This is a genomic window from Cupriavidus sp. 291-E7 (assembly GCF_057798835.1).
Window position 1 is genome coordinate 56,982 of record NZ_JBYOJV010000004.1, and the last position, 12,894, is coordinate 69,875.

Below are 12,894 nucleotides of genomic sequence, written 5' to 3' on the forward strand. Positions count from 1 at the left end.
CCGTGCAGTACGCCAGTCGTGCTGTGCTGCTGATCGACACTACGGGTGATTGGATGAAACTGGATCCAGAACTGGCCGAAAAGCCGTACTACAGCACGCGAACCGCTGCAAAACTTCTCAATGTATCGCTAGGCACCGTTCAGAAAATGGTGGAACGCGGCGAGCTTGGTGCCTGGAAAACCAATGGTGGTCACCGGCGCATTCACAAGGAAACCGTGCACCGCCTGCTTGCCGACCGCGCAATGCCGGACGCCAGCGTCGAACACAACCTCGACCTCGTGGTCTTCCATCCGAACCACACTGAGGCACTGCGCATCAGCGCCCAGCTTGGCAAATGGTCGCTACCGCTGAAGACCCAGGTGCTGGAAGACGTGGTCGATACCGTCATCACATCGGTCGATTCCCGTCCGCGCGTGGTGCTCTACTACGTGGAAGAGCTCAACGATGCCGAATCGGCGACGATCGAGAAGCTGCAGAATTTCTTTGCGCGCCAGCGCGTGATCTTCGCGGTCATTACCAATCGCCAGGCCTATGACGGCGTGGCCGACGCGCTGCAGCAATGGGGCATCATGGTGTTCCTGAAGACGCCATCGCTTGAGGAAATCAAGGGCTTCCTGCGCGCACAACTGATGATGGGGCGCGGGGGCGCTTAACGTATCGTCAGTGCCAGAATTGAAAAACAGCCCAGATATTCTCCGGGCTGTTTTTTTTGCGCCGATGACTTCCGGCGTCTTCAGATTTCCACCGTCACATCTTCAGTGGCCCGACCTTTCCCCCACCCCCTCTCCTGATTGCTTGCCAACGCAGCTTCCGCGGCACCCGGCTGCGCCTGCATCATCCATCCGTACAGGTCCCGTGGATCGGGTGGCATAGCCACCAGTTCGACATGGCGGCCCGCATCGCGTGCCACGGCGGCCGCATGGAGCCAGCACAACGCCGAATAGTCTTCGAGCGCGAAGCCGACGGAGTCGAAGATCGTCACGTCGTCGGCGCTGGCACGGCCCGGCGCCCTGCCCGACATCACTTCCCAGAGCTCGCTGACGGGCGCCTCCGGCCATTGCTGGATCTCGCCCTCGATGCGTGACTGGGGCGCGTATTCCACCACGATGCGCGCGTTGTGCAGAATGTCGGCGTGCAACTCGGTTTTACCGGGGCAGTCTCCGCCCACGGCATTCAGATGCATGCCCGGTTGCACCATGTCCGGCGTCAGGATCGTGGCGCGCGTCTTGTCGGCCGTGACCGTGGTCACGATATCGGCCCCGGCCAGCGCCTCGCTCACCGAGCGCACCGGCACGATGGTCAGGCCGGGCACCCCCGCAAGATTGCGCGCCAGCCGCGCGGTTGCCGCCGGGTCGATGTCGAAGGCGCGCACCACTCTGATGCCTGCCATCGCATGAAACGCCAGCGCCTGAAATTCCGCCTGGGCACCATTGCCGATCAGCGCCATCGTGCGCGCACCGGGCCTGGCCATCGCCTGCGCGGCCAGGGCCGACGTGGCCGCGGTACGCAGCGCCGTGGCCAGGGTCAGGTCAGCCAGCAGCAGCGGAAAGCCCGTCGCCACTTCGGCCAGCATGCCGCAGGCCATGACCGTGGGCAGCGCATGCTGCGCGTTGCGCGGATGTCCGTTCACGTACTTGAACGCGTAGTGCACGCCGTCGGTGACGGGCATCAGCTCGATCACACCGACCGGCGAATGGCTGGCCAGCCGTGCCGATTTCTCAAAGTCCTGCCACCGCAGAAAATCCTGCCGCACACAGTCGGCCAGTTGCACGATGGCCTGCCGGACGCCGATACCGCGTACCAGCGTGGCAACATCGCCCGCATCGAGAAAGCGGGTCCTCGCGGTGTGCCCGGCCTGCCCCATCGTCTTTGTGGTCGGAGTCATGACGCATCTCCCATCAAGCCGCGGCGGCACGCCGCTCGGGCGTGCTCGTACGATCGAGCCGCAGCGTCATGCAATACGCACCGCCGCCCGACATCATGTATGGCGACAAGTCCACCTCATGCAGGCGGTAGCCGCGCCGGCCAAGTTCGTCGCGCAGGTGCGAGGTCGTGCGCGTCATCACCACGTGTTCGTCGAGGTTGACCGCATTCACGCTGAAGTGCCGTAGATCGTCCTCGGTAGCCTCGATGCGCTGCGCCATCGGCACACGCGCGCGCAGCGTTCTCAGCGCGGCTTCCGTGAAGGCTGGAGGGTAGTACAGCACCTCGCCGCCCGACAGCGGACAGAAGCAGACGTCCAGGTGATAGCTCTGCTCGGTGGCCAGCTCCAGCGCAACCACCTCCTGGCCGAACTGGCGCGCCACGGCTTCGGCCGCCTCGCGGGACGAGCGCGGGCCGAAGCCGGCCCAGAAATGACCGCGTCGCGCATCCCAGATGCAATCGCCCGCGCCTTCCTGGAAGCACCCCTCGGGCAACAGCTCGACCGTATCAATCAGGCCGCGCGCGCGCAGTGTGTCGAAGATTGCGGCGAATGGTGCTTCTTCCCCGCGCCGCTGCGGATAGCGAAAGCGCGCCAGTACCGCCTTGCCATCGAGCACGACGGCCGCGTTGGCCGGGAACACCATGTCGGGCTGGCCGGGTGCGCCTTCGGCAACCTCGACGTCAAACCCCGCCCGGTCCAGTGCATCGCGCAAGGCTTCGAACGACGCCAGCGCGCGGCGATGCATGCCGCCCGGATCGCGCGCCCACGCCATCGGGTCCATCCACGGATTGATGCTGTAGGACACGTCATAGAAGGTCGGGGCAACCAACAGGATGGTCGGGCGAATGATCACAGTGCTCTCCTTGGTCATGTTATAGGGACGCGATGAGTGCATTCTCGTGCCCGTCAGTGCCAACGAATAGTTAGCAAACTGGACAAATTGCTATGAGCGTTTAACAATCCGCCAGACGATGTTGGCAATTCGTCAACTTCACCTGGGAGAGCGCGATGGATGCGACCGATCGTCAACTGCTCGGCCTGCTACGCGATAACGCGCGCACGCCGGTGACGGCGCTGGCCAAGGCGCTGCGCGTGTCGCGGGCGACGGTGCAGAACCGTATCGAAAAACTGGAAAAGGAAGGCCAGATCGTCGGCTATACGGTGCGGCTCAAGCCGGAAGCCGAGCCACACCGCATTCGTGCGTGGATGACGGTGGCCGTGGAAGGCAACAAGGCTCGCCAGGTGCTGCAGGCGCTACGCGGAGATCCCAACGTGCAGACGCTGCATACGACCAACGGCCGCTGGGACATCATTGCGGAACTGCGCGCCGATACCCTGGAGCAATTCGACCGCACGCTGGAGCGAATCAGGCTGGTCGATGGCATCTCGGCCACCGAAACCAGCATCCTGTTGTCGAGTTACAAGCTCTGACTACGCGCGCTGCCCGGCCGGCACCTGAGCGGCTCCGCGCAGCCGCTCACGGTGCGTTTCCTCATGCAGCGCATGTTCGCTCGGCGCCAGCAGGTCGCGCAGCGAGACGATACCTACCAGCCGCATTGCCTCCAGGCTGTCCACCACGGGCATGCGCGCCACGCTTAGCGCCGCCATCTGCCCGGCCGCCGCGCGCCCCGTCTGGGACGGCAGGAGCACGGTGGGCACGCCTTGATCCGTCAGCTTGCCGCTCCCGATCCCGTCGCCCTGCCCCACGATCAGGTCGCCACAGCGCAGGCCGGCATCGTCGCCGGCATGGGCGGCCGTGATGGCCGAGCGATGGAGCATCCCCAGCACACGCCCTTCAGCGATCACCGGATAGGCGCGATGCGCCGCATGGCTGCCGAAGTAGCGATCCAGCGCCTCGGCCACCGGCACATTGGCGTCGATCGTCACAACCTCCCGCGTCATCAGATCTTCCACATGTGCGCGCTCCAGCGGGTCGACGCCATATTCACGGTAGATATGCAGGCCACGGCGCGCGATCTTCTCGGTCATGATGCCGCGCTTCATCGTCAGCACGGAGAAGCCATACGCCACGGCCGTGGTCAGCAGCAGCGGCAGCAGTGCCTCGCTGTCGTGCGTCAGGCCAAAGGCGAACACGATGGCGGTCAGCGGCGCGCCCAGCACGCTGCCGAGCACACCGGCCATGCAGACCAGGGCCCACAGCGCGGGCGAGCCGCCTGGCAAAAACGGACCGAGCACCACGCCCAGCCCGGCACCGAGCATCAGCAGCGGTGCCAGCACGCCGCCCGACGTGCCGGAACCGAGCGCCGCAATCCAGATCACCGCCTTGACCGCCAACAGCGCCACGGCCACTTCGATTGCCAGCCGGTTGTTGAGCAGGTCACCGATCACGTCGTAGCCCACACCCAGCGCGCGCGGCTCGAAATAGCCGCCGATGCCCACCACCAGGCCACCGATGGCCGGCCACCACATCCAGTGCAGCCGCAACTTGCTGAAGGCGTCCTCGGTGCGATACAGCGCCAGCGTCAGTACCGCGCCCAGCACACCGCACAGCAGACCGGCCAGCACGCAAGAGCCCAGGGCCACCGTACCGGCCGCCGCGGTATGCAGCGGAAACAGCGGCCCGGATTCGAACACGAACGGCCGCAGAAAGCCGGCCACGGCGCAGGCCAACGCCACCGGCAACAGGCTGCGCGGGCGCAGTTCGAACAGCAGCAATTCGACGGCCAGCAGTACCGCCGCGACCGGGGTGCCGAAGATCGCCGTCATGCCGGCACAGGCGCCGGCCACCAGCAGCGTCTTGCGCTCGGCCGCGGTCAGGTGCAGATATTGGGCCAGCAATGAAGCGATGGACCCGCCAGTCATGATGATCGGCCCCTCGGCGCCGAACGGGCCGCCGCTACCGATCACGATGCCCGACGACAGCGGCTTGAGCACCGCCACCTTCGGCGACATCTTGCTCTTGCCGAACAGCACGGCTTCGATCGCCTCCGGGATGCCGTGCCCGCGAATCTTGTCGCTGCCGTAGCGCGCCATCAGGCCGACGATCAGTCCTCCCACGGCCGGCACGGCAATCACCCAGGGGCCCAGCGCATGATGCGCGGGCGAGCGCTCGGCGAACGACAACGTCTGGAAGAAGAACAGATTGGTGAAGAAGCGGATCAGGTTGACCAGCACGAAGGCGGCGCCGGTACTGACTCCACCGATCAGTAAAGCGATGCCTGCCAGCATGGGCAAGCGCGCGTTGACGGCGTAGTCACGCTTCTCGGAATGGTGCAATGCGGAATGGTTTGACATGGACAAAAGCCGGGGGCGGCTGTGATGATGCGGAGGCACAGCCTGCGGAATATATCACGCTGTGATACATTGCCGGTTCGGCCAATGCGCCGTGACGCCCCCAACCTTCAAAGCCGCCCCCGCTTTCGATGCCCGCTGCATTCGACCCGACCTCATCCGTCGCCGAGGCCCGTGCCTGGCTGCGCACTTTTGTCCCGATGCCAATCGCCGCGAACCGGCGCGAGAGGCTCAAGAGCTGCCTTGGCGCGCTGATCGGCCTGGCGCTGACCGAGTGGATCTGCCGCCAGTTTCTACAGGGTTTCAACCCTTGGTTCATCGCCCCGATGGGTGCATCGGCCGTGCTGCTATTCGGCGTGCCGTCCAGCCCGCTGGCGCAGCCGTGGTCGATCATCGGCGGCAATCTCGTGGCGGCCACGGTAGGCGTGGCCTGCGCCAGATGGATTCCCGACCCCGGCCTTGCGGCGGGCGTGGCCGTGGCAGCCGCCATCGCGCTGATGTTCCAGTTGCGTTGCGTGCACCCGCCAAGCGGCGCGGTGGCCGTAACCGCGGTCCTGGGCGGGCCGGCGGTTCAGGCGCTGGGCTTTGGCTTTGTCGTGATTCCGGTGGCCATCAATTCGATGCTGCTGCTGTTGACCGCGCTGGCCTTCAACAACGTGACGCGGCGCCGCTACCCGCACCGTCCGCCCGAACCCGCCGCGCAACATCACACCAAGGATGCGCCGCCAAGCAAGCGCCTGGGCTTTACGCGGGGTGACCTGGATGCGGTGCTGGCTGCACGTGGCGAATTCCTGGACATCGAGGAAGATGATCTCGAAGCGATCCTGGTGGCGGCCGAGCTGCGCGCCTATTCGCGCCGCTTCGGCGACGTGCGCTGCGGTGACATCATGTCGCGCGACGTGGTTTCCGTCCGCCCCGGCCAACTGGCCGCCGATGCCGCCGCGATGCTGACGCGGCATCACATCAAGGCGCTGCCGGTGGTCAATCGACAGCGGCGCCTGCTCGGCATCGTGACGCAGAGCGATTTCTTTCACGCACATCGCGTGAATTCGCGTCGCGTGAATGGTGCGGTGCGAGACCTGATGACGCGGACCGTGATCGCCGCGCGCACCGACCAGCCCATCGTCGAATTGACCCAGGCGTTTTCCGACGGCGGCCTGCATCATGTGCCCGTGATCGACGCCGACAAGCGCGTGGTGGGCATCGTGACGCAGTCCGACCTCGTGGCCGCGCTGCTGCGCAACAGCGGCCCGGAAGTCAAGCCGGCGGCATGACGCCCGCGCGTCTCCGCGCTTCCCGGATTCATTGACCAGGCAAGGGAAAACCCGGAGCCATCCTCGAATTCCGCTATGCTTACGGCGTTCTCGCAACATGGACGCCGGTCAGGCGCGCGACGATGAGTTCCGGACAATTGATTGAGAAGCTTGCCGCCGTATTTGCGCTGATCGTTCTGATTGGTGGATCGCTGCTGGTTCTTGCCCCGTTTGCCACGGCGCTGGTCTGGGGCGCCATCCTGGCCTACGCCTCGTGGTACCCCTATACCGTGCTGTCGCGCTGGCTGGGCAACCGCCGCGGTCTGGCCGCGCTGGTGTGCGTGCTGGTCGCCACGGTCATCGTGCTGGGGCCGTTTGTCTACGCCGGCGCCAGCTTCTCCGCCCATATCGATGAGCTGACCGGCCTGGTCAACCGCTACGCCGAGCGCGGCTTCCCGCAACTGCCGGACTGGCTCAGCGGCCTGCCCTATGTGGGGCCGCAATTGCAGTCGAGCTACGAGCAGATCATCCACGCCGATTCCGAAATGGTGGCCAACCTGCGCAAGCTGATCGCGCCGGTGGGCCATGCGCTGCTGGGCGCGGGCCTGTCGATCGGCGGCGGACTCGGCCAGCTCGCGTTGTCCATCATCCTGGCCTTCTTCTTCTATACCGGCGGCGAGCTGGCCGTGGACTGGCTGCGTGGCGGCATGCGCCGCGTGGCGGGCGAACGGGCCGATCACCTGATGGCACTGGCCGGCGGCACCATCAAGGGCGTGGTCTACGGCGTGCTCGGTACCGCGTTCGTGCAGGCGGTGCTGGCCGCGATCGGCTTCTGGATCGCAGGCGTGCCCGGCGCCGCCATCCTGGGCCTCATTACATTCTTCGTGTCCGTGATTCCGATGGGTCCGCCGCTGATCTGGATTCCGGCCGCACTGTGGCTCTATCACGGCGGCGAAACGGGCTGGGCCATCTTCATGGTGGTGTGGGGTGCCGTGGTGGTCGGCATGGCCGACAACGTGATCAAGCCGCTGCTGATCAGCAAGGGCACCGGCCTGCCGCTGATCTGGATCATGATGGGCGTGCTGGGTGGGGCGCTGGCTTTTGGCTTCCTCGGTGTGTTCCTTGGCCCGACGGTGCTGGCCGTGGCCTACGCGCTGCTGCGCGACTGGACCATCGGCACGCAGGAACGGCCCGGCGTGACCGACGTGACACCGGCACCGCCCTCGCAACTGACGCCGGACGCATGACGCAGGACACGCACGCCTCGTCACAGGACCCGGCGCAGGACCTGCACCGGCTTGTGGCGTGCGAGTATTGCGACGCGCTCTACGAGCGCACCGCGCTGGCGCCCGGCGAACGCGCCACCTGCCTGCGCTGCGGCGGCCTGCTGTACCGTGAAAGCACACGCGCCTACCGCCGGCTGCTGCCGCTGGTGATGACGGCGCTGATCCTGTTCCTGGTCTCGAACACCTATCCGATCGTCGAGATGGATCTCAAGGGCGTGCGCACCGAGACCACGCTGTGGGGCGCCGTGATGGCCCTGCATTCCGACCACATGACATTGGTCGCCATGCTCGTGTTCGGCACCACGATCCTGTTCCCGCTCTCCGAAATGCTGATGATGTGCTACCTGCTGGTGCCGATGGCACGCCATCGCATGCCGGCCGGTTTAGACCGCATCGTGCGAGGCATCCGCCAGACCCGGCCGTGGGGCATGATCGAGGTCTTCATGATCGGCGTACTGGTAACCGTGGTGAAGCTGTCGACGATGGCACAGGTGATTCCTGGCGTGGCGCTCTGGTCGTTCGGAGCGCTCGTGGTGGTGCTGGCCGCGATGCTGTCGTTCGATCCGCGCGATCTCTGGCATTACCTGGAACCGGCCGGCGCCGACGAAGTGCCGCCGAGGGTGGACGCATCATGAGCACGCCTCAGCCCCGTCCGTCACGCACCGCACAGGCGCGCGAGCAACTGGCACGTTCGCGCCGCATGGCCGCCGACGTGGTGGCCGAGCTGACCGATGACGACGAACGCACACCGCTGGCGCAGGTGCCCACGGCGGCGTCGCGCGGGTTGTTGTCTTGCCATGCATGCGACCTCGTCAGCCCGATCGCGCTCGACGGCGAGCCGTGCCCGCGCTGCGGCGCCACGCTCCATCGTCGCAAGCCAGCCAGCCTGGCCCGCACCTGGGCGTTCCTGCTGTCGGCGTTCATTCTCTACATACCCGCCAACCTGCTGCCGGTGATGGTGACCCAATCCATCCTGGGCACGCAGCGCGATACGATCATGTCCGGCGTGATCTACCTGTGGCTGTCCGGCTCGCATATGCTGGCCGGTGTGGTGCTGATTGCCAGCATCATCGTGCCGCTGCTCAAGATGCTGATCCTGACGCTGCTGCTGGCGTCGGTGCATTTCAGGTCCACCTGGCGCATCCGGCAACAGACCAGGCTCTATGGCCTGGTCGAGATCATCGGCCGGTGGTCCATGCTCGATATCTTCGTGGTAGCACTGCTGGCCGCACTGGTGCGCGCCGGCGCGCTGGCCACGATCATTCCTGGAGGCGGGGCGCTGGCCTTTGCCTCCGTGGTCGTACTGACCATGCTGGCGTCGCTCTCGTTCGACCCTCGCCTGCTATGGGATTCGCTCGACGCGCATCCCTCATCGAAATTGCCGGAATCCGACAATGCCCGATCCTGACATCCAATCTCCTCCTCCCGGCCCCTCCTCCGGGCTGCCGCAACCCGCGCGCAAAAGCCGTACACGCTGGCTGCCGTCGCTGGTGTGGCTGATTCCGATCGTGGCCGCCGTGGTTGGCATCTCGCTGCTGATCAGCACGCTTGCCTCACGCGGCCCCGAAATCACGGTCACGTTCAGCACCGCCGAAGGTCTGACACCCGGAAAGACCGCCGTGCGCTACAAGGACGTGGACATCGGGCTGGTCAAGTCGGTGCGGCTGGCGTCGGATCGCTCCCATGTGCTGGCCACGATCGAGTTGACCAAGGACGCCGAGAACTTCGCGGTCAAGGACACGCGGTTCTGGGTGGTGCGCCCGCGTTTTGCGATCAGCGGGGTGTCGGGGCTGGAAACGCTGCTTTCGGGCGCCTATATCGGCGTGGACGCGGGCAAGTCCGGCGAGACCACCCGTAGCTTCACGGGCCTGGAGGTGCCGCCCGTGATCACCACCGATGCGTCGGGCCGGCAATTCGTGTTGCGTGCGCAAGACCTGGGTTCGCTCGACATCGGGTCCCCGGTCTACTATCGCCGCGTGCAGGTGGGCCAAGTGGTGGCCTACCAGCTGGAGCCGAACGGCCGCGACATCACGCTGCGCGTATTCGTCAACAAACCCTACGACAAGCTCGTGACCGCCGACACTCGCTTCTGGCACGCCAGCGGTGTCGACCTGAAGCTCGATGCCAGCGGCCTCAAGCTCTCGACGCAGTCACTGGTGACAGTGCTGCTGGGCGGTGTGGCCTTCCAGGTGCCGGAAAATTCGGCTGCGCAAACGGCTGCCGCCGAGAACACACAGTTCCTGCTCGCGGGCGATCAGGCCGAGGCGATGAAGGAACCCGAGGAACTGGCGCCGACGCTGGCCGTGCTGAACTTCGACCAGTCGGTGCGCGGTCTGTCGCCGGGTGCGCCGGTAGACTTCCGCGGCGTGATCGTGGGGCAGGTCCGTTCGATCGGCATCGAATACCAGCGGGACAAGAAGGCGTTCCGCATGCCGGTGGTGGTGGAGCTGTATCCGTCGCGGATGGGCTTCCGCGAGCGCGACGTGGCTGACGAAGCGCGCAAGCGCACCATCGTGCAGGCGCTGGTCAAGCGCGGCATGCGTGCGCAGCTGCGTACCGGCAACCTGCTGACCGGGCAGCTCTATGTGGCGCTCGACTTCTTCCCGAAGGCGCCGCCAGCCAAGGATATCGACCTCGAAGCACCGATGCCGGAATTCCCGACGACGCCGGGAACGTTTGACGAACTGCAGGCCAAGCTCGGCGAGATCGTCAACAAGATCGACAAGGTGCCGTTCGACCAGATCGGCCAGGACACACGCACGGCCATCGCATCGATGAACAAGATGCTGGAGACCGCCGACAAGCTCGTGGCCCAGCTCAATGGCGATGTCGCGCCCCAGGTGCTGGCCGCGCTGCAGGACGCGCGCCGCACCTTGAACTCGGCCAACGGCACGCTGGCGTCCGATGCGCCGCTGCAGCAGGACACGCGCCGCATGATGCAGGAACTGACGCGCACGGCGGTATCGCTGCGCGCGCTCACCGATTACCTCGAACGCCACCCCGAAGCGCTGCTGCGCGGCAAGACGGAGGACAAATGATGAATCGTTCGCTGATGCTCTGCGCCGCGCTGGCTGCCGTGGTCTGGCTCGGAGGCTGCGCATCGCCGGAGCCGCGCTACTACACGCTGGCAACCGGCCCTGCCGCGGCCACCGCGGCCGGTACGGCTGGCACGCCCGCGCTGGCGGCCAGCCCCGCCGCCACGTCGCCGATCTGGATTGAAGTGTCGCCGGTGCGCGTTCCGGAGCGCCTGAATCGCGCCCAGCTCGTGGTGACCGACGCCAACGGTAACGTGCGGCTGCTCGACCAGTCGCGCTGGGCATCGCCATTGCCCGACGAACTGCGCGATGCGTTGTCGCAGCAGTTGCAGGGCAACCTTGGTGCCGTGGATACCTATCAGCAGGGCCTGGCGGACGTGGAACCCGTGTTCCGCATCACGACCGAGGTGGTACGTCTCGAAGCCGACCCTGGCCAGCGCGCCGGCGCGACGATCGCGTGGACCGTACGCCGGCTGCCCGACGGCAAGGTGCTGAGCGGCCGCACGGAGGCCGATCTGCCCGCGCCAGGCCAGGTGGATGGCATGGTTGGCGCCTACCGGCAGATACTGGCCACCACGGCGTCGGAAATTGCCAGCGGCGTCCGCTCGCTGCACGTGCAGGGCGGCGCCGCCGCCAAGACCACGGCGCCGTCACGTTAATCTTCGGGGCCACCCTCGGCCAGCGCCTGCGCACGCCGCGCGGCGCGGCGGCGGTCGGCCTCGGCAATTTCCGCCAGACACGCTTCGGCGTCTCCGTGCACCAGCCGGACGCTGCAAGCCAGCATCAGGTTCATCGGCAGGCCGAAATTCTCCACCACATAGCCACGGGCATCGCGTGCGTCGCCGTCATCGTCGGTACTCGCCCGCGCACGGTCCAGCAGCGTGCCGGCGTCGGCCGCATAGCCCCATACGGTTTTCTGCAGCGCCACGGCGAATCCCACTTCGAACACGGTGCCGCTGTCCGGCTCACCGGGGCCACGGAAGTCATCGAGATTCGCCATCACGATATCGGCGCGGCGAATCAGCGCGATATTGGATTCGTAGATCCACTGCGCGGCAGCCGGACCGGAGAGTCCCTTTGGCACCGCCTTGTCGAGCGGGTACAGCCCTTCGTAGCCATGCTGCGCGCAGAGGGTCTTCAGGTGCTGACCCCAGGCGGGCGCGTCCTTGCGAAATACGTCGAACCCGGCGAGGTAGATGGTCTTCATGGCGTCTCCTTCGAAGGACGCTATGAAGCATAGCGCAGCGCTCGTGTTGCCAGCCAGAGGGTGTCGCACCCCTCCTGTGGGAGGAGAACGACACCCGGCCGCCAGGACACGCTACGGAGTGATTGCCGGATGCTTCAGCGCATGCGCGGCCTCGGCCATGTGCTGGCGGTAGTTGCGATCATCCTGGGCCAGCCCGAGTTCGCCATTGCGGTAGGCCATCGCCAATGCCTGGATCGATGCCGGGTGCTCGCGCTCGGCGGCCACTTCGTACCATGACACCGCGCGCGCGTCGTCCCGTGCCACGCCCTCGCCTTCACGGTACGCATTGGCCAGCATGAACATGGCCTGCGCAACGCCGCCGTCAGCGGCCACCTTGAACCAGCGTGCCGCGCTGGCCGGGTCTGGCGTACGGCCATACCCGCCGCGATACAGCAGGCCCAGATAGTAGGCAGCACCGACATCGCCGCCGCGTGCCGCCGCATCGAGTTGCTGCCATGCCAATGGCAGATCGGTCCGGCCTGACGCCAGGCCGCCCAGCATGGCCGCCTTGCCAAGCAGGAACTGCGCGCGGACATGGCCGCTTTCAGCAGCCATACGCAGCCAACGCTCGCCGTCGGCGCGAGTTGCCGCATCGGCGCGCGACATTAGCGTTTCACCGAGCGCGGCACGCGCGACGGTTTCTCCCGCGCGGGCACCTTGCTGCAGGCGGTCGAGCGCGTCCGCATCCCCCGCCGAGGTCGCCAGCAATTGCCATTGCGAAATCTCGGCCTGCCGTGTGTCGGACTGGTGCCGCCACACGGCGGCACCCGCCACGCCTGCAGTGGCCACCGCCACGGCCAGCGTCGCGGCGACGAACAGGGGATGAATACGCGGAAGTCGCCGCGAGACGGGCCGAGGCGGTGTGACGGTAGCAGTGGCTTGCATCAGAGTGAATCGC

13 protein-coding genes are annotated in these 12,894 nt (G+C 66.3%); 8 read left to right on the forward strand and 5 right to left on the reverse strand.

The window, feature by feature from the left end:
• The first annotated feature begins 53 nt into the window (after positions 1-53).
• The gene (locus AC3FLX_RS08840) at positions 54-653 is read left to right on the forward strand and encodes a helix-turn-helix domain-containing protein (protein ID WP_488695700.1); all 600 of its coding nucleotides are present in this window, start codon (positions 54-56) and stop codon (positions 651-653) included.
• Positions 654-733: 80 nt separating this feature from the next.
• On the opposite strand, the gene ocd is transcribed toward AC3FLX_RS08840, so the two are convergent.
• Together ocd and AC3FLX_RS08850 are read right to left on the reverse strand one after the other, a co-directional pair.
• Entirely contained in the window at positions 734-1,885 is a 1,152-nt protein-coding gene (gene ocd, locus AC3FLX_RS08845) for an ornithine cyclodeaminase (RefSeq protein WP_488695702.1), read from the reverse strand.
• A 13-nt stretch (positions 1,886-1,898) separates the two neighbouring features.
• The gene (locus tag AC3FLX_RS08850) at positions 1,899-2,777 is read right to left on the reverse strand and encodes a dimethylarginine dimethylaminohydrolase family protein (protein ID WP_488695704.1); all 879 of its coding nucleotides are present in this window, start codon (positions 2,775-2,777) and stop codon (positions 1,899-1,901) included.
• 155 nt (positions 2,778-2,932) lie between these two features.
• Between AC3FLX_RS08850 and AC3FLX_RS08855 the strand changes: the two genes are divergently transcribed.
• Positions 2,933-3,355, forward strand: coding sequence for an Lrp/AsnC family transcriptional regulator (locus tag AC3FLX_RS08855; RefSeq protein WP_488695706.1), 423 nt, complete (start codon positions 2,933-2,935; stop codon positions 3,353-3,355).
• Here the strand turns inward: AC3FLX_RS08855 and AC3FLX_RS08860 are convergent, their stop codons facing one another.
• Positions 3,356-5,179, reverse strand: coding sequence for a chloride channel protein (locus AC3FLX_RS08860; protein ID WP_488695708.1), 1,824 nt, complete (start codon positions 5,177-5,179; stop codon positions 3,356-3,358). It lies immediately after the preceding gene.
• Positions 5,180-5,307: 128 nt separating this feature from the next.
• On the opposite strand from AC3FLX_RS08860, the gene AC3FLX_RS08865 reads away from it, so the two are divergent.
• The 6 genes from AC3FLX_RS08865 to AC3FLX_RS08890 all read left to right on the forward strand — a co-directional run bounded on the left by AC3FLX_RS08865 (position 5,308) and on the right by AC3FLX_RS08890 (position 11,409).
• On the forward strand, positions 5,308-6,450 hold the full coding sequence (locus tag AC3FLX_RS08865) for an HPP family protein (RefSeq protein ID WP_488695709.1): 1,143 nt from the start codon (positions 5,308-5,310) through the stop codon (positions 6,448-6,450).
• A gap of 122 nt (positions 6,451-6,572) precedes the next feature.
• The gene (locus tag AC3FLX_RS08870) at positions 6,573-7,676 is read left to right on the forward strand and encodes an AI-2E family transporter (protein ID WP_488695711.1); all 1,104 of its coding nucleotides are present in this window, start codon (positions 6,573-6,575) and stop codon (positions 7,674-7,676) included.
• A complete protein-coding gene (locus tag AC3FLX_RS08875) occupies positions 7,673-8,350 on the forward strand; it encodes a paraquat-inducible protein A (protein WP_488695715.1) in 678 nt (225 codons plus the stop codon). Before AC3FLX_RS08870 ends, AC3FLX_RS08875 begins: the two co-directional genes overlap by 4 nt.
• A complete protein-coding gene (locus tag AC3FLX_RS08880) occupies positions 8,347-9,123 on the forward strand; it encodes a paraquat-inducible protein A (protein ID WP_488695720.1) in 777 nt (258 codons plus the stop codon). Before AC3FLX_RS08875 ends, AC3FLX_RS08880 begins: the two co-directional genes overlap by 4 nt.
• Positions 9,110-10,753, forward strand: coding sequence for a PqiB family protein (locus AC3FLX_RS08885; RefSeq protein WP_488695722.1), 1,644 nt, complete (start codon positions 9,110-9,112; stop codon positions 10,751-10,753). Before AC3FLX_RS08880 ends, AC3FLX_RS08885 begins: the two co-directional genes overlap by 14 nt.
• Complete coding sequence (locus AC3FLX_RS08890) at positions 10,750-11,409, forward strand: PqiC family protein (protein ID WP_488695724.1); 660 nt, start codon at positions 10,750-10,752, stop codon at positions 11,407-11,409. Before AC3FLX_RS08885 ends, AC3FLX_RS08890 begins: the two co-directional genes overlap by 4 nt.
• Here the strand turns inward: AC3FLX_RS08890 and AC3FLX_RS08895 are convergent.
• Both AC3FLX_RS08895 and AC3FLX_RS08900 read right to left on the reverse strand, forming a co-directional pair.
• The gene (locus tag AC3FLX_RS08895) at positions 11,406-11,957 is read right to left on the reverse strand and encodes a nucleoside 2-deoxyribosyltransferase (protein WP_488695725.1); all 552 of its coding nucleotides are present in this window, start codon (positions 11,955-11,957) and stop codon (positions 11,406-11,408) included. The genes AC3FLX_RS08890 and AC3FLX_RS08895 overlap by 4 nt on opposite strands.
• Before the next feature lie 111 nt (positions 11,958-12,068).
• Entirely contained in the window at positions 12,069-12,881 is an 813-nt protein-coding gene (locus tag AC3FLX_RS08900) for a tetratricopeptide repeat protein (protein WP_488695727.1), read from the reverse strand.
• Positions 12,882-12,894: the final 13 nt, after the last annotated feature.

What these genes read in the sequence shown, in the direction of transcription:
- AC3FLX_RS08860 (WP_488695708.1), bottom strand. Translation starts at nt 5,179, where the DNA reads ATGTCAAACCATTCCGCATTGCACCATTCCGAGAAGCGTGACTACGCC.
- AC3FLX_RS08880 (WP_488695720.1), top strand. Translation starts at nt 8,347, where the DNA reads ATGAGCACGCCTCAGCCCCGTCCGTCACGCACCGCACAGGCGCGCGAG.
- AC3FLX_RS08840 (WP_488695700.1), top strand. Translation starts at nt 54, where the DNA reads ATGAAACTGGATCCAGAACTGGCCGAAAAGCCGTACTACAGCACGCGA.
- AC3FLX_RS08900 (WP_488695727.1), bottom strand. Translation starts at nt 12,881, where the DNA reads ATGCAAGCCACTGCTACCGTCACACCGCCTCGGCCCGTCTCGCGGCGA.
- AC3FLX_RS08865 (WP_488695709.1), top strand. Translation starts at nt 5,308, where the DNA reads ATGCCCGCTGCATTCGACCCGACCTCATCCGTCGCCGAGGCCCGTGCC.
- AC3FLX_RS08895 (WP_488695725.1), bottom strand. Translation starts at nt 11,957, where the DNA reads ATGAAGACCATCTACCTCGCCGGGTTCGACGTATTTCGCAAGGACGCG.
- AC3FLX_RS08890 (WP_488695724.1), top strand. Translation starts at nt 10,750, where the DNA reads ATGATGAATCGTTCGCTGATGCTCTGCGCCGCGCTGGCTGCCGTGGTC.
- AC3FLX_RS08875 (WP_488695715.1), top strand. Translation starts at nt 7,673, where the DNA reads ATGACGCAGGACACGCACGCCTCGTCACAGGACCCGGCGCAGGACCTG.
- AC3FLX_RS08870 (WP_488695711.1), top strand. Translation starts at nt 6,573, where the DNA reads ATGAGTTCCGGACAATTGATTGAGAAGCTTGCCGCCGTATTTGCGCTG.
- AC3FLX_RS08855 (WP_488695706.1), top strand. Translation starts at nt 2,933, where the DNA reads ATGGATGCGACCGATCGTCAACTGCTCGGCCTGCTACGCGATAACGCG.
- ocd (WP_488695702.1), bottom strand. Translation starts at nt 1,885, where the DNA reads ATGACTCCGACCACAAAGACGATGGGGCAGGCCGGGCACACCGCGAGG.
- AC3FLX_RS08885 (WP_488695722.1), top strand. Translation starts at nt 9,110, where the DNA reads ATGCCCGATCCTGACATCCAATCTCCTCCTCCCGGCCCCTCCTCCGGG.